The organism is Bacillus sp. (in: firmicutes) (assembly GCF_031983925.1).
Lineage (GTDB): Bacteria > Bacillota > Bacilli > Bacillales > Bacillaceae_G > Bacillus_A > Bacillus_A pacificus.
In genome coordinates this window covers 1-22,463 of sequence record NZ_DALYZR010000024.1, presented here as the reverse complement: position 1 = coordinate 22,463, position 22,463 = coordinate 1, and the positions used below count along the sequence as shown (strand labels likewise).

General features: G+C 33.5%; 16 protein-coding genes and 1 pseudogene. 7 read left to right on the top strand and 10 right to left on the bottom strand.

From position 1 onward, the window contains the following. Window positions 1–262: 262 nt before the first annotated feature. From RTP99_RS27465 to RTP99_RS27425, 9 genes are all read right to left on the bottom strand, one after another. Window positions 263–424 carry a hypothetical protein gene (locus tag RTP99_RS27465; RefSeq protein WP_012552682.1) on the bottom strand — a complete coding sequence of 54 codons (162 nt, stop codon included), beginning with the start codon at window positions 422–424 and terminating at the stop codon, window positions 263–265. Window positions 425–555: 131 nt separating this feature from the next. Beyond that, window positions 556–2,904: a hypothetical protein gene (locus tag RTP99_RS27460; protein ID WP_012552692.1), complete on the bottom strand. Its 2,349-nt coding sequence runs from the start codon at window positions 2,902–2,904 to the stop codon at window positions 556–558. 137 nt (window positions 2,905–3,041) lie between these two features. Beyond that, window positions 3,042–4,319: an S-layer homology domain-containing protein gene (locus tag RTP99_RS27455; RefSeq protein WP_012552690.1), complete on the bottom strand. Its 1,278-nt coding sequence runs from the start codon at window positions 4,317–4,319 to the stop codon at window positions 3,042–3,044. Between the two features lie 168 nt (window positions 4,320–4,487). Next, window positions 4,488–5,609: an IS200/IS605 family element RNA-guided endonuclease TnpB gene (gene tnpB / locus RTP99_RS27450; protein ID WP_000586180.1), complete on the bottom strand. Its 1,122-nt coding sequence runs from the start codon at window positions 5,607–5,609 to the stop codon at window positions 4,488–4,490. A gap of 361 nt (window positions 5,610–5,970) precedes the next feature. After that, complete coding sequence (locus tag RTP99_RS27445; RefSeq protein ID WP_001181745.1) at window positions 5,971–6,366, bottom strand: DUF4320 family protein; 396 nt, start codon at window positions 6,364–6,366, stop codon at window positions 5,971–5,973. 25 nt (window positions 6,367–6,391) lie between these two features. Then, window positions 6,392–6,841 carry a hypothetical protein gene (locus RTP99_RS27440; protein ID WP_001169428.1) on the bottom strand — a complete coding sequence of 150 codons (450 nt, stop codon included), beginning with the start codon at window positions 6,839–6,841 and terminating at the stop codon, window positions 6,392–6,394. A gap of 16 nt (window positions 6,842–6,857) precedes the next feature. Next, window positions 6,858–8,357 (bottom strand): hypothetical protein, encoded by a 1,500-nt coding sequence (locus RTP99_RS27435; protein WP_000239320.1) that lies wholly within the window; start codon window positions 8,355–8,357, stop codon window positions 6,858–6,860. A 19-nt stretch (window positions 8,358–8,376) separates the two neighbouring features. Further along, window positions 8,377–9,330 (bottom strand): hypothetical protein, encoded by a 954-nt coding sequence (locus tag RTP99_RS27430; RefSeq protein ID WP_001002941.1) that lies wholly within the window; start codon window positions 9,328–9,330, stop codon window positions 8,377–8,379. Between the two features lie 709 nt (window positions 9,331–10,039). Then, entirely contained in the window at window positions 10,040–11,176 is a 1,137-nt protein-coding gene (locus RTP99_RS27425; RefSeq protein ID WP_000557422.1) for a hypothetical protein, read from the bottom strand. Window positions 11,177–12,082: 906 nt separating this feature from the next. Here RTP99_RS27425 and RTP99_RS27420 point away from each other — a divergent pair. After that, a pseudogene (locus RTP99_RS27420) lies at window positions 12,083–12,190 on the top strand (transposase); the annotation flags it as partial. Between the two features lie 11 nt (window positions 12,191–12,201). Beyond that, on the top strand, window positions 12,202–13,314 hold the full coding sequence (locus RTP99_RS27415) for an RNA-guided endonuclease TnpB family protein (RefSeq protein ID WP_000160678.1): 1,113 nt from the start codon (window positions 12,202–12,204) through the stop codon (window positions 13,312–13,314). A gap of 317 nt (window positions 13,315–13,631) precedes the next feature. Here the strand turns inward: RTP99_RS27415 and RTP99_RS27410 are convergent, their stop codons facing one another. Beyond that, window positions 13,632–14,237 (bottom strand): MerR family transcriptional regulator, encoded by a 606-nt coding sequence (locus tag RTP99_RS27410; protein WP_000564666.1) that lies wholly within the window; start codon window positions 14,235–14,237, stop codon window positions 13,632–13,634. A gap of 586 nt (window positions 14,238–14,823) precedes the next feature. Here RTP99_RS27410 and RTP99_RS27405 point away from each other — a divergent pair. From RTP99_RS27405 to RTP99_RS27385, 5 genes are all read left to right on the top strand, one after another. Beyond that, the gene (locus RTP99_RS27405) at window positions 14,824–15,159 is read left to right on the top strand and encodes a hypothetical protein (RefSeq protein ID WP_000098927.1); all 336 of its coding nucleotides are present in this window, start codon (window positions 14,824–14,826) and stop codon (window positions 15,157–15,159) included. A 26-nt stretch (window positions 15,160–15,185) separates the two neighbouring features. Beyond that, on the top strand, window positions 15,186–16,493 hold the full coding sequence (repX, locus tag RTP99_RS27400) for a plasmid replication protein RepX (RefSeq protein WP_000918313.1): 1,308 nt from the start codon (window positions 15,186–15,188) through the stop codon (window positions 16,491–16,493). A gap of 436 nt (window positions 16,494–16,929) precedes the next feature. Continuing rightward, window positions 16,930–18,216 carry a replication-relaxation family protein gene (locus RTP99_RS27395; RefSeq protein WP_000837871.1) on the top strand — a complete coding sequence of 429 codons (1,287 nt, stop codon included), beginning with the start codon at window positions 16,930–16,932 and terminating at the stop codon, window positions 18,214–18,216. A gap of 191 nt (window positions 18,217–18,407) precedes the next feature. Continuing rightward, the gene (locus tag RTP99_RS27390) at window positions 18,408–18,794 is read left to right on the top strand and encodes a hypothetical protein (RefSeq protein ID WP_000365750.1); all 387 of its coding nucleotides are present in this window, start codon (window positions 18,408–18,410) and stop codon (window positions 18,792–18,794) included. Window positions 18,795–18,811: 17 nt separating this feature from the next. After that, window positions 18,812–22,312 carry a DNA translocase FtsK gene (locus RTP99_RS27385; protein ID WP_000447304.1) on the top strand — a complete coding sequence of 1,167 codons (3,501 nt, stop codon included), beginning with the start codon at window positions 18,812–18,814 and terminating at the stop codon, window positions 22,310–22,312. The last annotated feature ends 151 nt before the right edge of the window (window positions 22,313–22,463 follow it).

Here is a 22,463-nt window from a genome sequence, read left to right as displayed (position 1 = left end):
AATTCAATCCTTATTAGCTGCTTAAATATATGTCTAACTTTTCGGGTCCAGTTCAGTGAAGGGCGGTTCTAAGAAAAAATAAACTTTTTTAGCAACTAGCCACCTTGCGGTAACAGTTACATAAGGCGAGATGTTGGAGCATCTCGTCTTCTTTAGTTTATGCAAAAACTATTGTTATAATACTTCTACACTTATTATAACATCAACTATTGTACATGTCATGCAGATTTATCCACGATAGTTGATAAAAAAGACATTATTATTAAAACGAAATCAATTTTGTTCCTGTTTCAAAATACTTTGCAGGGGCATAACTTGTCCCATTTCGATCCTGAAATTCATTTCCAACATATAACGATACAATCATTGCGATTACTCCAAGAAAAATCACTCGTCTCACACGTTGCTTTTTCTTTTTATCCACTCAAATTTCCCCTTTCTATGAAAAAAGGCACACCCCATTAAGGGGTGTGCCTTTGGTTTATCCATTCAGCTACTAGTACAAGAAGGATTATATACTTTTGTCGATTCAAGTCATTATACAATACTATTTAACTAATTTCTATTCTTCATATAGTACCAATTTGATAAATCAGTAATAATATGTTCCTTTCCAACCCAATTCCAACCTGGTGTTTGCACAGGGAATGGAAGATCCGCAAGCACCCTTCTCTTTTTAAAATCATCGTACGCAACACCTTTAATTTCCACTTCATTTGTCAGGCACAAACTCATTTCATTCACACCTGCTGGGTTTGTTTCAACATTGAACGAATATTTTCCATCTTTCGTTTTTAATGGCGCATACCATTTGCGTTGGCCATCAATAATTTTTTCCTTCCCATCCCAATATAAAGACTTAGTTGGTCTGTTACTATCAAAGACATGTCCTGTTACTCCAGATAAATACATATTTTTAGGTAGGAATTTTGATGTTAAGCCATTATTAGAAACACTCTCTAAATCATATGTTGGTTTTAGTCCTTCATCTGCAAATGGATACTGTGCCGTTGCTTTTGTAAATACACCTGGATAATTTGTATTCCAATCATTTTTGTATTTTCCGTTAACTTCATAAGAAAAACCATACCCAGCATGGAGCTTAGATGGTGCTAAATTATCAATACTTCCACTTAATGTTTCATAGAACATTTCTCCCACTGTGTCCTCTTTTGACACACGTTCACTTACTGTTTCTACCACACCTTTTACACTCGTAACTCCGCACATCCCTTTTTCATGGGATGGTGCATAGATAGCTGTTTTAATAGGATTGTTTTTGTATGTGGTTTCTTCTATATCTAGACGGTTACCAGCAGGATTAATTTCTGCCTGAATTGTTCCTTTCCCCTTATGTTGCCAGCCAAGGTTCAAGGTTTTCTTTTCTCCCTCAGTTAACCTTACCTTTTGTGATGCTACTTGTAGTCCATTATGCTTGAGCACGACTACTGTTTCAGGATTTGCATACTTCGCTTCTAGCGCATCTAACTTTTTAATTTTGTTTTTCTCTTTTTCTAACTTCTGCCTTGCTGTATCTAACCTACTTGCTGCACTATCCAGTCTATTTTCTTCCCAAGAGCAGTCTCTATCGTAATAGTGATGGTTCCCTTCTGCATCTACCTCATGAATTGGATTACGACGGCAATAACTAAGACTAGACTGCGCACTATCTCTATCGGATTCAGAACTATTTACCGCTTGCTCGGACATATTAATATTGTTATTTACCTTTTCTCTATATTGGTCACGTTCTGGTTTAAAATTATCACGTGATACATCTATTCTTGTTTTTATATTCTTTCCTTCTCTTGCTGTTTCTCCTTCAATTCGGTCAGCAGAGAAATCAATTTTATATTTAAAATCATCTTCATCACCTGGATCTGGATTAGGTGTTACTTCTGTACCACAGTTACCATTTATGGTGAAATCAACAGTTTTCTCATTTGATTCCCTTTGAACAGCATCAAGAACTTTAATTTTCGCAGTATACCGGCCACACATTTGTGGCTGCCACTTTAGTTCTTCTGACTTAAATTGCCCTGCATCACCTTCATTTGGTTTTTGATTATCTTTTTGCGGTGTTGAACGCAGATAATTTTCTTGATGATACACGGTTTCGTCATCTTTTGTAATATCTAACAGCCATTTAACTCGATTCCGTTCACCAGCAGCTGATTGATATGGATTTACTGTTGTCCCATTCGGATCTCTATCGTTATACCCTTTTCCCTTGCTGACATATTCAAAACCGTTAAAAGTGAATTTCACAGGTACATCTTTTTTTCCACTCGTAGCTTTAAAATCATCTATCTTAGGATTACTTGTACGTACATACCACAAGCTATACCTATTCACACTATCTACACCACCAGCTCCTGCATAACCACCAGAAAGGTAGGCTATATCCCTAATCCAATAAAACTTTCCTAATGTAACATTAGGACCATTAAATTTTTTAATATCATGTTTCTTCAAATTCCCCAAAACAAAATTGGGTTCTCCCCAATACTTATCTTTAATAACAGTTTTCGTAACTTGTTGAACTTCTGTTACCATTCGATCACCAACAACAACTTCACTGTTAATGTACCCATCATTTGAAATTCGAACATAAGGATCCGATGTATCTTCATTTTGGACTAGATTTTCCCATGGATTTCCCCAATTGAAAGAGCCATTGTAAACAGCAGGAAAATGTAAGTCAGCTTTATAATTGAACTCTTTTGATCTATAGCCACTACCCGGTCTAAGCAAATTACCACTTAGTTGCAATTCATCAGATTTTAAAATCGAATTTTTACTGCCATCAAAAAATGGTATGTCATTATTTGCCGCACTTGCAACTGATGGTAATGCCAACATTAATGATGCGCAAGTCAATAATAATCCTTTTCTCATTCTCATAAAATCCTCCTTAAACGCAAAAAAAGGACAAACCTGTACCTTGGTAAGGTACGTAAGGTTTGTCCTTTACGTATTTATCATTATATTAAACTTATATAATTATACAATATTTAACTCAACCTGTAAATACTAAATGATTATTTAGGCTCTACTTCTACATACATCATGTGATCTGCTGTAGAATGGCCTACACGAATTTTATATTTACCTTTTTCATAGTTATTAATTGATTGAGCATCTACAGTTTCCTGAATTTCTTTATTTAAAACTAAATCAGAATTTAACATAGTAACCCATTTTTTAGTTAACTCAATAGTTGCTTCATTATTATCTAAGAAAATAATTTTAAAATCATTTTCATTATTTGCATCAATATAAACTTGCGCACCAATTGTACCTGCTGGCAAGTACATATTTTTATCAAGTATTCTAATAGTTCCATTTAAATCTGCATATTTAAGGTTAGTACCAAATTTACTATTCACACTCTTAATAATGTTTTGCGCTTCTGTAGAAATGGATTTTTGAGAAATTGGATTATCCATAGCAATCGGATTATAAATAACATCCTCTGTAGTTAAAACTTTGTCTAAACTCGTTGGTAAATTAGTTTCTGGTTTTTCCTCTGGTTTTGTTTCAGGTTTTGTTTCAGGTTTTGGATCTGGCTTCACTTCTGGTTTTTCCTCTGGTTTTGTTTCAGGTTTTGGATCTGGCTTCACTTCTGGTTTTTCCTCTGGTTTTGTTTCAGGTTTTGGATCTGGCTTCACTTCTGGCTTAGTCTCTTTTTCTACTGCATTAATAGAGTTATATAAGAACTGGCTATATTGTTCACGAGTTACATGTGCATACGGTGAATACATTTTACCTCCTGTACCAATAGTAACGCCATTTTCTTCTAATGCACTAATTGCTTTTAATGCCCATGAGTTTTTATCAATGTCAGTAAAGGAAGTTGTCTTAGTAGATTTGAACTTGAAAGCATTTGTAAGTACTTGCGCCATTTGTTCACGAGTTAAGACATCATCTGGACCATATTTCGCATCACCATAACCACTTACCAGACCTGCTTTAGCAAGTGCTCTAATTTCTTTTTCAAACATATGTCCTTTAATATCAGTAAATGGATTTTTGAAGCTAGCATCTGCATCTACTGGTTTTACGTACATATAAATCATACGAGCAACTTGCCCACGAGTTACATTGTCACCAAAACCAAAGATATTATTTCCGTACCCTTGTACTATTTTACGATTTGTTAAATCATAAATTGCTTTTGTAGACCAGTGATTTGCTGGAACATCATTGAATTTTAATGAGTCTGTGTTATCAGCCTTTGCAGTAAATGCTCCTGCTCCTAGTAATGATGTACCCATAATTGTTAATGCTGTTGCTGTTTTTAAAAATTTGTTTGCCATTGTTTGTTCCTCCAAATATATTAGTTTTTTTCATAGATTCCTTTATTGTACCGAATTTAAATATAAAATCCAGATATTTTAACATATAAATTATTGAACTACCCCCATTTTCACTTCGTTTAGAAGTGAGGGATTCCTAAGTAAAGGGTTCTATCGAACTCTAATTGATTAGGCTATCTCCGCAGTCCTTGCGGTTAGAAGCCTTATCGCTTCATTTTTTAAATTGATACTTGCGTTAATATCCCTATCATGGTGTGTACGACAAGAAGGACAGTCCCATTTACGTAGATTCAGATTTTTAACGTCTTTGTTTTGATATCCACAACGAGAACATAATTGGCTGGAAGCAAATGTTTTCGATACGACAATGACTTGTTTCCCATACCATTTTGCTTTGTATTCTAACATGGATCGAAATTGCGACCATGATACTTCACTAATTGCTTTTGCTAACTTATGATTCTTTAACATATTCAATACTTGCAAATCCTCTATACCAATAACATCGTGGTTTTTGATGATTTCAGTTGAGACTTTGTCCAAGTAATCTTTTCTAGCATTCGTCATGTGTTCATGAATTCTAGCCACTTTTACTCGCTGTTTATTCCAGCGAGAAGACCCTTTTATTCTTCTAGAAAGAACGCGCTGCGCTTTCGCCAACTTCTCTTCTAATGACCGAAAAAACTTCGGATTTTTATAGGTTGTTCCATCTGACAAAATGGCGAAATCTTTTAGTCCCACATCCATTCCGATGTAAGATTGTGTTTTCGGAATTTCTTGCACTTCTGTTTCAACTAATAATGACACAAAGTATTTGCCAGAAGGGTTCCGTCTAACAGTCGCATTTACAATACGTCCCTCTACTTCACGACTTTTGGCAAATCGAACAAGACCTAGTTTTGGCAATTTTATTTTGTTTCCTACAATGGCAATGTTTTCATTTGTTTGTTTTGTGGTATAAGATTGTACGTTATTCTTCTTAGATTTGAAGCGTGGGGCACTATTTTGTTTCTTAAAAAAACGTGTATACGCATCCGCAAGGTTACGAACAGAAGATTGAATCGCAATACTATCTACTTCTTTTAGCCAAATAAACTCTTTTTTCATGGCAGGAAGTTTGGCAGAGCATGTACCATATGTTAAACCTTTTCCAGTTTCTTTATATGCGTGATCCCATAGAGATAAGAAATGATTGAATACAAAGCGAGAACAACCTATTGTTTTATTAATTAGAATTGCTTGTGCTTGATTTGGATAGATACGAAACTTAAAGGCCTTATTAATTATCATTTGATTCACCTCCATTTTGGTATATGACTATCATAAACCAAACGTATATTTGATGGATAAAGAAGTAACTCTTTATGTATATCGAACAATTAAGATGGCTTCCTGCCATTCCTTGTTCGAAGCCAATTCATCCCCCACCTACTCACTGGGCTGTGACCCTTCACGCTCCTTGAATAAGGAGTCTTCTTGGCTAAAACGATAAATTAGCATTTTTATAACTGTTGTTCTATATGGGAAATATTACCATATAGAAATAGGCTTGTAAAGTATTTTTATATATTTATTTATAAATATATATTTCTAGTAAAAAAACTACACTTTTCAGTATAGTTTTTACCTCTTTTTATACATATTGATATTTTCAACGGAAATAGATTTGTCCCATTCCATCTTTGTTAGCCCATATGGGTGCTTTCACACTATCAATCCCTATCATTTTAAAAATAAAGAAGTGATGTTCAGCTTTTATTTTAAAATTTAATGGCTGATTATGATCTACGCGCCCTTTAGTATATTCATATTTCCATCCATCCATATTCTGCTCTTTCATTTTCTTCTCTATATCAGGAATTAGATTTACGTTTTTTCCTTCATATGTGTACTGAAAACCACCTGTTTGTTCTGCTAACTCTACTGTACTAGAAGCAAAATCATGCGCCTTTACTAACTGCATTCCATACAGTACACCTTCTGGTATAAGAGTTATCAATAATAAAGAAAGCGTTAGAAAAAGCGCTGTTGTTACTGTATTTTGCATTTCTTACACACCTACTTTTTCTTATTTATTTCACGTTTCCTCCAGCTTTCTTGTTGTCAGAATCTGCTTCATAAATAAATATGTGTTTTGCGTTACTCTTAATGCTGCCTTTCTTTTCATCAAATTGTTTCGTATAACTAGCAGCTTCCGCCTCTCCTTCAACCGCAATCATTGCAGGTTGCTCATGTACAGCATGTACAGAAAACTCTCGTTTTGATGCCGGATCCTTAAATGTTGCATTTTGTTTATAAGACTTTTCAAATTCTTTCTTTGCGATATCTGGTTCAATAGCGATTTCTTCTTGTGCTCGTAAAACACCTACTTTTACGGCTTTATCCATCGCTGTACTTCCAGCACGTTCTGATGCAGACTTATTATCTGTGTGTGTTGTATCTCCAATAATCATATCTGTCATTAAAAATAAACAACCAACAAATAATAATAGTGAGGCAGCCCCTATTATTATTTTTTGCATCTTTCTTCACCCCTCCTTAATTTTCAGACTTCCGAAATCGAAATCCACTTAAAATAGAACTTTTCTTTTGATTCAACAATTGGTTTGGCAGCAATAACTCTGCTATTTCCTTCATTATTCCTTCAAGCTCTTTATAATAGTTCCGACTAGATAGTAACGTACTACTTTTTAATTGAGATTCAAATACATCCTCTATCTCATATGGTGCTAAAGCAGTTAATACCTTATCGCCAAAACATTCTTCTACTACTTCATGCTTTAAAAGTGCAGTAGAAAACTTATTCCCAATAATTCTCGTTTTCTCTAAAACTAAGTAAGAAACAAGTTTTCTCTCCTTTTGTGTAAGAGGATGCGCTATCTTTAACAATTGATGCAGATCTGGTTCTGCTACAAAGAAAATAAAATCTGCCATTTCACATATTTCATGGTATAAATCTTTATCCCAATCGTACCCCGCATCAATAATAGATATAGGCGCTTCTTGGTTAGCCAATAATACCTTAATAAAATGGTCAAAGTCCTGCTCTGTTTCGTTTTTCAGCTCTTGGTCCACTATAGGATTCTTTACGATATAATTTATTCTTCCTTGCTTCCATTTTGGAATTGATAATATATCAGATTCCTTCTGTAGCATCTCCTTATATCGCTGTAACATAAATTCACTACGATAGTTTTCTGGTGCTTCTGTATATCCCTTTAATAAAGGATACGTATATCCATCATCATATAGATTCTCTATATAGTTCACATCAATCTGTAGTTCATTTAAGTAAGCAGCTAAAAGATGTGAAACAAAAGTTGCACCACTTCTTTTGTTCATGCTGGCCACAACAATTGTTCTTCTCGGAATAGCAATACCTATTTGTTTTTCATATACCGGCTCAAAAGCCAATTTATATTGTTTTTTTATAATAGGTGCTTTTTGTGACTCACCTGGAACAGACTTACGCTTTTGATTGTTTTTAAATAGTTTCTTGGAGTTAGAGGAAGCTTCATTGTTGCCACCTTCCTCTAATTCACTTGATACTTCCTCTTCTTCCTCATCAACAGGAACTTCGGGTAACTTTGTTTGTTGTGGTGCCTGACTTGCGCCTACAATTTCTGCTACATTTTTAATATCCGACTCCTGTAGCAGCTGCGGGATAACTTTATTATCAATATCAATTCTACGAGAGTTAAAAATGTCATAGATACCTAGATAAATCAGTTTCGCCAAAAACTCATCATCATTTTCACGCTCTGTAAATACCACAATACGAATATCTCGATTAAAGCGAATATCTCTTAGTTTCTGTAAGATAATCAATTCACGTTTCTCTTCATGTCCCGCATCAATATTTAATCGTTTGTCATTAATACATAGAATATCGGGCTGTTCTGTATCTAGAATTTCATCTAGATACTTGATATGCATCACATCACTATCAGCTACTTCAAATCCCGCACCAATAAAATCCTCACGTAAATATGCCGTATATACAGTATCACTAATAGCTAAAACGATTTTTTTCACCATAGTTAACCTCCTACAAAATCTAACGTTGGATTAAAATCATGTTTTCAATTGGAATTTGTGCCTCAAGATGAACCTTCCCAATAATCTCATTCAAAATATACTCAATTTCAACTTGTTCCATTGTACGTGGAGCTCCAAAATCAGAATTTAGCTTTACTCGTATTTCTAATCGATCTTGTATCTCATGTAAAGGTGTACCAAGATAAAGAATGCTGTAGTATAAAACACCATCTTCAATATTTTTTTGAATCATATCTTTTGTTTGATGAATAAACGTAACCTCAGCAAGCTCAATAAAAGGATCATTAATTGTTACTTTGCTATTCCAATTTAAATTCCAAATCTCGCAATGTTCTTCCGCATGTACAACAACTCCATTAACAGAAGGCGTAATCGCGAAAAGACGATCTACAGGAACTTTGGTTAACGAGGTACTATTACCTTTCTTTAATTCAAGTCCTTTTTCCATTCGCTCATGTTCAAAAGCATATTCAGCACCAGTGAATGCAACTTCGCAAAATACTTGTTCTAACAATGGACGAATCCCTTCATATGTTCGTATAGCAAATACACTAAATTCCTGTGTTTCATCTGTACGAATGATTTCGTACAATTCATATTCAGATGCATTTGCTAAGGCAAAAGGAATATCTTTTATAAAATTCGGATCAGTATATAGATTCTCAGGAATTTGCGTTTCAGGATGATTTATAAACTCAAGGCATAATTGATATCCTTTTAAAAATGCATTTTTAACAGCTGCAGGGAATAGAGTTTCAAAACGTTTCACATTATTTTTAAACGTTTTTTCTTCAATTTCGTTATTAAATTCTCTTTCCTGTAAGATATTTGCCTTATTCCCTAGTAATAAAAAGTAGTGATTAATAATGCGACTAATATCCTCTTCAAATGCTGCATTCTCCTCACAATACTTTGTAAATCGTTCTTTACTCATGTTCACAATTTCGTTCATAGCTTCAAATTCTCCCTTTTTATTGTTATTTATACAAAAAAAAGACACACCGATGGCAGGTTATGTGCCTTCGGTGTGTCCGTTTAGCTAGAAATTAAATCTATTAATTTGTATATTTCTCTTAGTTAATTGTAGTTCACGTATAAGAATACCTCTATGAATTTTAAAAGTCAATAGATTAATTACCTCCTTGTAAACTTATATTTATTCCTTCTTTCTATTTTTCTATGTATTTAATTTAAAAAAATACAAGTAATTAAATATAAATAATCCAAGTATTTTATATAAAAACAACAAGAAATATATATAACTAAACTCAATCATTAATTATAAAGAGATTCAGCAAACACCTCTAAAGCCTTGTATTACATACGTTCCTGGATATTAAGCTAAATTCACTATCGTAATATCCCCATTACATACAAGCTCTACATCATAGAAATCACAAATTAAGAAGTTAAATACCATATTACTAAGAATTCACAAGGTTAGAATCATATTACTAAGATAACCACAAGTATTGAATCGAATTATGAACATACCGAGTCGTAACCAAACATAACGTAAATCAATTATATGCTTCCGTAAAAATGCTAATAGATATATTTTCCTAAATAAAAAAGCATGTCTTCAAATTAAAGAACATGCCAAATAACCCTTGCTTTTAAGTAACTTTTTAACAAGGGTTTCCATATATATTTTTTTAAAATCACATAAATTCCGGATAAACACCATTCTTCTTATGATAATTTATCATTGCATCGTGTTTTTTCCCTGTAGACAAGTTTTTTTCCTTAAAACCTATCCAGGACTCTCTAAACTTTACACGCATAAATGCTGGAATAGAGAATATTTCTTGCTCTTTCAAACAACTTTCCACTTGATCTAATGCATAAGTCATTGCGTAAATTAATAATTCACTTTGTTTTTGTTTCGTCGGTAAATAGATTGCGATATCAACAATTTCTTGTCTAAATGCAGTCATTATATTTTCTTTATCTTTTTTACGTAACGCCTGTCCCATATGTTTCAAACGAGACACCGCTTCTTTTCTGCACTTCGCTACTGGTCTATGTAATTCTTTTTTATCATTCTCAATTACGCAGTTTGAAGAAAATACAACGTTGAACTTCTCAATGATGATTTGTTTTACCTGTTTCCTTGCACTAGTAATTCTTGTTTCATTAGATTTCTTCTCTTTAGAATCGATTGCAGTAAATTGCACGATGGGGTTAATAATTTCTATGTAGTGTCTTACTTTCTTTGCATTACGATTTAATCTCCTTTTTAAGGAAGACATCTTTCTTGTAATCTGAAACTCCTCAATTTTATGTTTATAATGTTCCATACCTACTTTTCTTGAAAAAGTATTGATTAAATCTAAAAGGAATATAATCCCTCTATTATCACGAGCCTTTACTAGACTACTCATTATCGTTGTTTGAATTAGGTGAAATGGAATACGGAAATACGATAGCGATATGCCTGTCATCTTTGCAGTTTCTGCAGTAGTGTGGTTATACAACGCATAATCTACAATTTCATATACAGTACGATTTCCAACAGGTGTTTCTTTTACGAGTCTACGCTCCAAACAAACTTGAAACCCTGTATAAATTGTTGTGTAGGGAATCCCACTTTTCTTAGCAAGATCCATTATTTGAAATTCACGTGGTAGCATTCCTATATCATTGCATTCAAAGTGAAGCAAGATGTAAGTAGCTAAAGCTGAAGATGGTAACTCTTTTCTTTCATTTTCTAGTTTTACGATGTTTAATAGTCCATCAAAAAATTTAACCCCATGAACTTTAAAGTTCTGTTGGGAAAAAGCCATTTGCGTATGCATAATGTTGCTAACTCCTTTCGAAAGAGCAGAAAAAGGCACTGTCATACCACGGATACAAAAATACTACTCTCTTAAAAGAGTAATACTTGTATAACAACGGTAAACAATGCCTAAAATTACGCAAGAAATCCCCTTTTTAAGTTGCACAAATACATAAGATACAGTAAAATTATCTTATAATTTCATGCAAAATAAAAAGGTTTATTGGCTTTGTTTACCGCGGTCGATTGAAAATTTCTTTTGGGATTTTTGTGCGGTGTACCACAATGAAGTAGTTGGCGCTATTTCATTGGGCTGATGAACCTTTTTTTGCTTTTTTATATTTTATTTTTTATTATATAAATATTTTATTATTAATAAATTTGTATCTAAAAAAATACAAAAATATAAAGTAACTACATCATATATAGTTTTTCCCATGGTTGCAAGGTGATTTTTTCAAAAGTATGACCTTTGCTAAATGACTATGTATAAATAACCACCACTCAAACACCTCGTTGAGCGCCGCTCAATCAAAAGTCAATTCACAATAAGTAAGAACAACTTAAACAGCCTCTGATCAACCGCCTGATTGTCGCTCAATTAACAAAATATCATCGATAAAGCGCATTAATGGCACATTTTTCATTATCCACACCTTAAATCACCCAACTAATCACCAGTCACTTGTGTGTAAATACTGTTATTTTCGTATGTAGGTTGAGTGGTGATTGAACGGTTGATTTCATTGCATTAAACCTAATTGTAATCAGTCAATTAATCACCGGTCAATCATATTACTATTTTAGAATGAATGATTAGCGAATGGTTGAGTGATCGAGTGAAGGTGTAAGTTTTGAATAAGAATAAACTGTTTTTTTTATGATTAATATAAAAATAGTTTCATACTACTAATTAAGTAGTATGAAACTATTGAAAGAGATGTTTTGGTCAAGAGGTTTTTGCTTACTAACTACTGGTGGTTCATCAATAGACGTAGTAAAAAAATATATTGAAAATCAAAGTGAAAAGTGAGGTGAAATGATATGACAAAGCATAATAAAGCATATAAATTCCGTTTGTATCCAACAGGAGACCAAGCACATCTTATGCGTAAAACCTTCGGTTGTGTACGTTTCGTGTATAACAGAATGTTAGCCGAACGGAAAGAAGCGTATGAAAAACACAAAGATGATAAGGAACAACTAAAGAAACAAAAGCTTCCCACTCCTGCGAAATACAAAGCAGAATTTGAGTGGTTAAAAGAAGTTGATTCATTAGCACTGGCAAATGCTCAACTAAACTTGCAAACTGCCTATAAGAATTTCTTTCGTGGTCAAAATGACTTCCCAACATTCAAAAGCAAAAAAGACAGAAAGTCTTATACAACGAATGTAGTGAACGGAAATATTATGTTGCTTAACGGTCATATTAAATTGCCAAAACTGAAAATGGTACGTATCAAGCAGCATAGAGAAATACCACAAGACCATGTAATCAAGTCATGTACGATTTCTATGACACCTACTGGTAAATACTATGTGTCTATCTTGACTGAATACGAAAAAGAGATTGTACAAAATGAAGTAGAAACAGTTGTTGGATTAGACTTTGCGATGGATCGATTATACGTTAGTTCTGAGGATGAGAGAGCCAATTATCCTAAGTTCTATCGTGAAATGTTAGACCGATTAGCAAAGGCACAACGAGTATTATCAAGAAGAACAAAAGGTTCTATTCGTTGGAATAAACAACGTATCCGTGTAGCTAAGTTACATGAAAAAGTAGCGAACCAACGTAAGAACTTCCTTCATCATAAGTCTAAAGAGTTAGCTACTCATTTTGATGTTGTAGCTATTGAAGATCTAAATATGAAAGGCATGTCGCAAGCACTTCATTTTGGAAAAAGCGTCGCTGATAATGCTTGGGGTATGTTCACTTCTTTTTTAGCTTATAAACTACACGAACAAGGCAAACAACTTATGAAAATAGACAAATGGTTTCCTTCCACAAAAACATGTAGCAGTTGTGGAAATGTGAAAAACATGTCATTGTCTGAGCGAGTATATTCTTGTATATGTGGTGTAAATCTTGATAGAGATTATAACGCAGCTATCAATATCAAAAATGAAGCAATACGCCTATTAGCGTTGGCATAGATAGCAATAAAATAACCCTTGGAACGAGGGGGTTAGCTCGGTTGTCTTAGGACAAATTCGTTAGCTATCAAAAGTAACGACTAACCGAGAAGCCACCACTTCAAACAGTCCATTAGGACGTTAAGTGGCGGGTAGTTCACAGATTGGAAGAAATAGAATTAGAAAACTCTTTGTATAGCAAAATAAACCTAAGTTCTATGATTATTATAAGTTTAAAACAATAGCTGTGAATGAATCATATTGATAATCAATGAACTAAGCTTTTGAAATGATATTAAGAATAAGCAAAATAAAAAGGCTATCAAATGATAGCCTTTTTATTTTTTTCCAAAAAGCTTAGAGAAAAAGCCGCCTTTTTGTTCAGTATTCTCTTGTCGCTGAGCATTAGCACTTTTTTGTTCTTGAATTAATCGTATAGTACTCATTAACTTTTCGTCACGTTCCTCTAATCGCTTATTGATTCTATCGAAATTATCCTGACTTTGTTTAGCCACCGCAGCGAAGAATTCCATATTTTGTTTTGTTAATTCTTCAGTCACTTTAGCTGTAACTTCCTCAGTAATTTTTTCCGTCAAAGCTTCTATAAAGTCTGGATTGACCTGTTGTGCTTTAACTAGTGATGTTTCTTTTGGTTCACCATCACCGTCAACATCTTCAGCATAAACATTGCGAATAACCGTCGGATCCATATCTAAAAGCCCAACAATTTCGTGCTTTTTCTTTGACTCAGAATAATAATGTTTAATCTTTTTTACTGTATCAATACTATCCTCATGAACATATTTAAGTTGGCGTTCTTTTTTTATGTTCAAGTACTCATCGAAATCATTCAACCATCTACGAAGAGTACTTTCAGGAATATCAAGCATGGTTGCTACTTCAGATACGCGATAATAACCATCGCTTAACTGTTCATCAATCATTTGCTCACCACCTAACTATATGATGCCTGTCCTATAATACATTATATAAAAATTCTATAGAAACTAAAAGAACCCCTTTGTAGATTACATAAAATATCATGGACTTTTATACCTGATCACTCAATCATTCACTGCTCATTTATTTAGCTGCATACCAATAATACCTATGTTATCGAGCGGTGATTAGTCGGGTGAGCGTGATTAACACTTGATTATGTACAAAATCACCTTAAAATTCTGTGAACTGAACTAAAAATTTTACATGGATTTTCACTTATTAAAATGCATCTTTTATAATCATTACGTATTCATTACAGTGTTTATTACCGTAATAAATGCGTAACAATTAAAATATTAATTACGGTAATTATTACGGAAGTATTTAAAGTATTGATTTAATAAGATTCTTGATTATCATCCGTAGATGTATTATAGTTAGTACATACAATACTTCGGAAATATATACCGAAGTATTTACGGCTTTTATAACGGTATTAAATTCCGTATAATTATCTTGTCTTTTTGTACCTATAGATAAAATTTATTATTTATTAAAGGTGGTGTGAAATTATTGTCTAATATATCAATGAGTAGTAGTGAAATTATTGATGTGCTTTGTGAGAATTTAAATGATGGGATTTGGGCTTTACGTGTGCTATACGCCGAGGGCGCAATGAACAAAGAAAAGTTATGGGATTATATCAACCAATATCATAAAGACTATCAAATTGAGAATGAAAAAGATTATGAGGGTAAAAAAATACTTCCATCGCGATATGCTTTAGATATTATGACTGCAAGACTTGAAGGAGCAGGGTTAATATCTTTCAAAGCAATAGGACGTGTTCGAATTTATGACGTAACAGATCTAGGAAATGTTTTAATTAAGGAACTGGAAAAACGAGTTGAGAAAAACAACTAAAATATATATTTGAGGAGGATATACATATGGCAGGCAATTTTTCAGAAATCGAAAGCCAAGGAAATATTAGTTTGAAATTTGGATTCTTAGGACTAGGTATGGGTGGATGTGCAATCGCAGCAGAGTGCGCAAATAAAGAAACACAAATTAAAAATAACAAATACCCATATCGTGCGATTCTTGTTAATACAAATAGTCAAGATTTTAATAAAATTGAGATTAAAAACACAGGGAACGTCCGTAAAATACAGTTAGAAGGATATGAACAAGGTGCAGCTCGTAATCCACAGGTTGGAGAGGAAGCATTTGTAAAGCATGAAACAAAGATTTTCGAAGCGGTAAAACAGGAATTTGAAGATCGTGATTTTATTTGGATTACGTGTGGTCTAGGTGGAGGAACAGGAACTGGTGCTCTATTAAAGGCTATTGAAATGCTCTATGAACATGATTACAATTTTGGATTGTTACTGACTTTACCACGTGATGCTGAGGCTTTAAAAGTATTAGAAAACGCAACTTCACGCATTCGTAGTATTGCTATGAACCAAGAAGCTTTTGGCTCAATTGTATTAATAGATAACGCTAAACTATATAGAAAATTTGAAGAGGAAAATCCAAGTGCTTTAGCAAACGAATATACTAGCTATAGTAACAAATATATTGCTGATGCATTACATGAGATTAACCTAGTTACTTCATCATTTACACCGTTTTCAGATACACATTTTGATGCGAGTGAATTTGCTCAAGTAATTAATACACCAGGCGTTTTATCATTAGCAAAATTAGAACTAAAATCAAATCAATTAGACACTGAAAACCCGCTAGGTTACTTGACTCAATTAGGTAACGCACTAGAAAAAGGCGTTTTATACGATACAGAAAGAGAAGAGCTAGAAAGTGCTAAAAAAAGCGCGCTATCTATCGTTACATCACCGCTGCGAGCAGGGCGATTATACAACTTCTCATTCCTTAATCAAATGGAAAACTTCTTAAAAGAAAGAACTCCATATGTAGATGAACGTCCTATAGCTCCATACGTTAATAAACATACAACAAAAAAAGAAGAGGATATAGTAAAATTCTATTCAGTTGTTGCAGGACTTCCATTACCAAAACGTGTTAGTGATATTATTGATGAGATTACGAGAATTAAAGAAGAACGTGAGCAAGCTAATTCAAAGAAATCCAATGCTGTTTTAAATAAACTTTTTGCATTTGATGATTCAGTACAAGAAGAAAAACCTAAAAAGAAAAAATTAAATTTTGGTGCTGAACCTGAAGTAGAAGTTGCTGACGATTCACAACCAGCAAAGAAGAAATTATCATTCTAAACAATAGACCGACAAATATAATTTTGTCGGTCTTTTTCTATTTCAATAGCAAAAAGAAACTACAATGCACAAGTGATTAATCTATTATATTTTCTGTATGTGTAACATGTCTTTATATAATGTAATTGTTTAAATAAATTGTTAGGCCGTCCTAACGATTTTATTCCAATACTTGAACCTTTAAAAAATTGTTCGGTTAAAACATGTCTTCCGTCCGAACAATTTTAAAAGAACTGAAAGACTATATAAATCAATGTTTCTAGCTAATTTTTAGGAAGAGAAGTAATCCAAACTTCAGCGTACAAGTTTTAGTATCTAGATTAAAGCAAATTCAGCTTAAACTTTTAATAATTTACAACTAAATTTTGCTGTAATAAGATATATAGAAATGGTTGTTATTTATTGAAAATACATTCGAGTTATGGAGTTGCATATAATGAAAAGTAAAACGTATAAATATACAAGCAAAGGTACACAGAAATCTTTTCGTTTAAAAGAGGCCGATATATTTGTATTTACATTTTTATATTACAAAAGGTATCTTACTACACGACAAATTACTCAGCTTTATAGTGCATTTGAGGGTAGAGATTTTTCTGAGGATAGTGTGTTTACGAAACTTAATCGTTTTTCAAAATACGGTGCTATCTTGACTAAAAAAATTGATAAAAGAGATGATAGTATAACCAGACGTGCGACATTCTCCTTAAAAGATAGAATGGTTGATTACCTTCAAGAATTAGGAAGGATTCCTGCAGGATCTTCAAAACGTAGATATTCTTCTTCAATCTCACTACATACACTCTGCTCAAGAGAAATATTAGTACGCACACTTTTGGAAGTGTCGAAAAAGACCAATACGAATAAATTATTATGCGAGTTAGATATTCGCTCATATCATCAAAAACAAAAGAAAACAGAAATTGAAGATGCAGGGTTACTTCTAATTCCTGATGAACACATTTCATATAAAGACAAAAATATTTACATTGAAATGGATATGTGCAAAGAAACCAATGCTACCTTAGTTGAAAAGGTGGGGAAGTATATTGAATATGCACAAAAAAACACTAAAAATATAACTGTTGTTTTTGTTATGTATGACAAGTCGATGTTCCTTGCAGAAGATGCAGAACCTCCATACGTACGTATGAAGAATCTCTTATTTTCTATGCGAGAATATCATGAACATTTAATGAATCTACCAAACCTAAATATGCACATCTGCTCTTTGAAAGAAGCTGGAGATGTTATTTCAGATATTCTTCTAGGAATAGATGATAATCAAAACTTTGAACAAGATATTCTCTTACCTTTATCTAAACGTACAGTAGGAGATGCTGATTGGCGCTATGCATTTGTTGAAACAGTTCAAACATTTAAAGAGAAAATAGATGGTGGTCTTAGACGAACGTATAAGAGAGATAAAGATGTAATGCAAGATTTCTTCTTTATTTTTGGGAATGAAAATGATTACCGAATGATTGCTAGATTAGACGATGTTGTGTTTTCAAGAAGAGAAGGTGATGAAGGGGTGCCGCTTGTTGTGATTTATCCAAAGCGCAAAAAGGCTAGAGATATACTTTTAATGGACACGTATGACAACGTATTACTGCTATCCCTCCAAAATGAAGGTGTTACTATCGATGCGGATGAACAGATCATGGCACGTACTGCAAATAACATACATCCGAAAAGACGCAAGCTTGTTGAATTATATTAATCGTTAATTTTTTATATACTTTTATACAATTTTATTGATTTTTATTATTTAAGGTGATAGAATTACGTTTGAACTAAACACAAAAAACTACAATCAAATCAGAACATATGAAATTAAGGCAAGCGACACACGCTGTTTTTACAGTGGGTGTCGCTTGCCTTTTTTTATATGGAGAAAGGTGGAAAATCAAAATGGATTTACAATATGCAACTACTACTACTGGGGGAGTGCTCTCTGCTAGAGAAGCATTTAAAAACCCGGAACTAGTCCTTAATCATATTACAGAAGAGGGGGCAACGTTTAGTGTTTCTCTACAAGATATCCAAATTCCAGGGAAACCAAATTTCTATTGGTACGATGTCATAATTGAAACGGCAACGGATAAAAAGATTGAGGTAAATATCGCGGTACTTTCTCAAGAAGAATACAATCAACTCTGTGAAAGAGAGAGTATTGATTTATATTTAAAACAAACTGAAGATGCAGCAAAATTCTTTCTCGAAAAATCAAAGGAACTATTCCAACCAGAATTCAATAATCGATTCCAGTTTAAACATAAAGCTCAACTATATCTGTAAGAAGTAGGTGAGCCTATATGGAGACATTTAAACAACGATTACCGTTATTTACTACAATCGGCTTAATTAGCGGATTTATTCTTTCATTTGGATTCGGTTTAGTAAACTACATCAAGTTACTCTACTATGCATTTGAACCACCGTCTTATCCTATAGAAATTACATATGTACCGCTTATTTTAATGTTCTTTTCTTTACTATTAGGAGAGTTTAGCTTTAGGTTTTACAGCCGTATTCCAGCTTTACATATAAATAATGGGAAACTAATAATCTTGGTTGCTTCCCACTTTGCGGTTGATATTCAATTTTTATGGTTTGCAACTGCTCCGATCCATGCAAAGGTTATTCCTTATCTAGCGGATAAATCAAAACATCTTAATTTTGGTGAGTATGAAGCCTTAGGTCATGTCTTAACAGGTAATTTTCACACACTCACTATGATTTTTGTATTTTTACCAACAGTATTTATGATTTTGTTTACACTTTGGTATAGTGGGCATATTGTTCGCTACCGAGAAGAGATATTAAAGTGGGTACAAAAATACGAATATAAAAATCACAAATTACAAAAATGGTTTAATAGCCAAGAAGAACAAATATATCCTGATGTAGAAATTGGACCGCATATTGAGCATAAAGAGATGGTTCGTATTAAGGGGAAAGATAGAACGTTAAATTGTATTATTATTGGTCCTATTGGTTCTGGTAAAACATCTAGTTTAATTATTCCCATGATTAATCAAGATTTACATTGGATGGCGCGTTTTATCAATAAGTTCATAAATGTCTTTAAAAAGAAGGATTATCATACAGAAGAAGTAAAAGGAACATTTTTAAATGGTGTGACTGTTATCGAACCGAGTAATGATTTATGCCAAAAGGTTTTTAAGTTAGTGCAAGCACATAAAATACCTGAAAGTGCAGTTTACTACATTGATCCAACTAATCCTGATACCAAAAATATAAACATTCTGCGAGGACCAGTAGATAAAGTAGCAGAAGTTTTCGCAATGGTTATTCAAGGTTTGTCTGAATCTAACAATGCATTCTTTGAACAAGCGCAGCGTAACCACCTTAAACAACATATCTATTTATTAAAGCTTCACAACCCACAAAAAGATGTTACCTTCGACGATTTGATTGAGATGTATGACGATGTAGAACGTGTTCACCGAATGCATAAGCTATTAAAGGTACAGGTCGAAAAGTTATATGATTTTGTTCAAAGTGGAGCAGCTTCACGTGACCAAAAAAATGAATATAAAATTATAAAAGGTATAGACGAATGGTTTGATAATACCATTCGTGAAAAGCTGGATTTTCAAGGTGAACCAGCCGTTTATAAATCGGGAAAATACCGCGGACAACCGATGCATTATGACAGAGAAGAAGAATATGTAAAAGGTTTACGCAACATATTAAAAGATTTAGCTTCAAACGTTTTAATACGACGTGTTTTATTTGGAAAATCCGATTTTGATTTCGATGTTCATTTAGAGCAGGGTGGGATTTTGTTAGTCAATACGGCAAAAGGAGAATTAGCAGACCTTTCAAACGTATTAGGAAAATTTGTATTGTTAAGTATGCAAAATGCAGTATTCCGTAGAGATCCAAACGTCTCACCTTACCATCATATTATTGTCGATGAGTTTCCGGATTACGTTGTGCGGCCGTTTAAAGAATTCCCTGCACAATCTCGTAAATATAAAGTAATTTTAACAATCGCTAGCCAAACACTATCGCAATTAGCTCTCGACTTCACAGAGCAATACATGTTTACTTTACTAGGTTCATTCCGTAACAAAATGATATTTGGAGATGTAACACCATATGATGCAAAAATTTTCTCTGACATGTTTGGTGAGAAAGAGGAATTTAAAGAGGCAGAATCCGAACAGGGCATTTCTCCTATGCAAGAGAATCCAGTTAGTCGACTAGGATCAACCTATCAAAAAACGAAAGAAGTTGTTATGTCACCAGGAGATATCATGGCACAAGGGGCATTCATCTGTGCTGCTCGTATCGTACAAGATAATCATGTGCAACCTGTACAACAAATCACAAGTAACTTTGTACCAAAAGAAGAATTTGCCCAAGCAATTATTCAAGTAGATACAAAAACAGGTGAATATTGGGAAAATGAGCGTCTTCGCCTTATTAATGAATCTATAGAAAAAGCTAATCCTATGAAGCATGTAGATGCAGAAAACATGAAGAAAATACAACCATTACCACCTATACAAGAAGGTGAGATTGAACAGAATAACTCCATAGAAACAAACGAGGAGCATCAACACATTGTATCATTGGAGGATTATAAGGGACAAAAGTCTCAAAATGAAACCTTATCTAATGATCCTGCAGCAATGAACCAGCAGGGGAATGTTGATGATGAAGTTGAAAATAAGTTGTATGAAGATATTAAGGAATTTATTATCGAATCACAACAAGTCTCGCCATCTCTTCTGCAAAGAAAATTCAAGATTAGCTATATGAAATCTATGCAATATATTGAGAAGTTAGAACAAAATCTAGTTGTAAGTTCTTACACAGGGGATGGTCCTCGTAAAGTATTAATTTCAAATAATAGTAGTACATCAGAAGAAACAAGTGTTATTACTACTCATTCACCTGACAATACTATTTCACCGGAAGTAGCAATTCCAATTGAAGGCGAAGAAATCGAACAAGAGGAAACTAGCTCCTTTAAGGATATTCTATACGAAGATGTTTTAAGTTTTGTGAAGGAATCGGGAAGTATCTCTATATCTGTACTACAAGACACGTTTAAAATTAGTTATACACGTGCATCGAGATTAATAGATGCCTTACAACGAAATGGTGAACTGCCTGTTATAGCAGAAGAAACACATGTAGAAAGTATAAGCTCTGAAATAAAAGAACCGGCCGTGAAAGAAGATATTAAAGAAACCATAGATATAGCATTACCTCCTATGGAAGAATGCTATGAAATAAACATGGAGGTAGCAGAACTAAACAAAGAATTATCTATTACTATGTTAGAGCAAGATTGGAATAAAGATTCCATTATTCATTCCGTGATTCCTGTTGAGACCGAACCATTGTTTGAAGAATTCCCATCTGATGGACTTCCCGTTACAATGATAGGAACTGCAGAAACAAGTATAGAATCTACTTCACTTCCCGTTACAATAACAGAGCTAGAAGAAACACATGTAGAAATCAACACGGTTCCAATTGAAGAAACGCTTAATCATATCGAAGAAAACAAGCTAGATGAAGATGTAGCAAAAGTTTACGAATCTATTAGTATTACGGTACAAGAAAACTTAGAAAAAAATAGAGAAGAGCATTCGAAAAATGATGAGAAGCAACCAGAATATAAACCTATGAGTTATAAAGAACGCCAAGAGCACTTAAAATCTCATCAAAAAAATAAGAATAATACTACGCAGTCGCTGCTTAATAAAAATGAGAAACCAAAGCCCAAAACATCGAACGTAATGAGTAAGGAATTGAATAATTTCTTTGATTAATAGTTTGTAAATCTTAAATTAAATCTAGTATTGGTATAGCCAGCATTTCGGAAAAAACCACGCTAAGCCAAAAATAAAATAAGCTGCCCATATAGGCAGCTTATTTAGTCGGGTAAGCGGGGGGCATCGCTGCCCCCAACTCCCCTCAGAA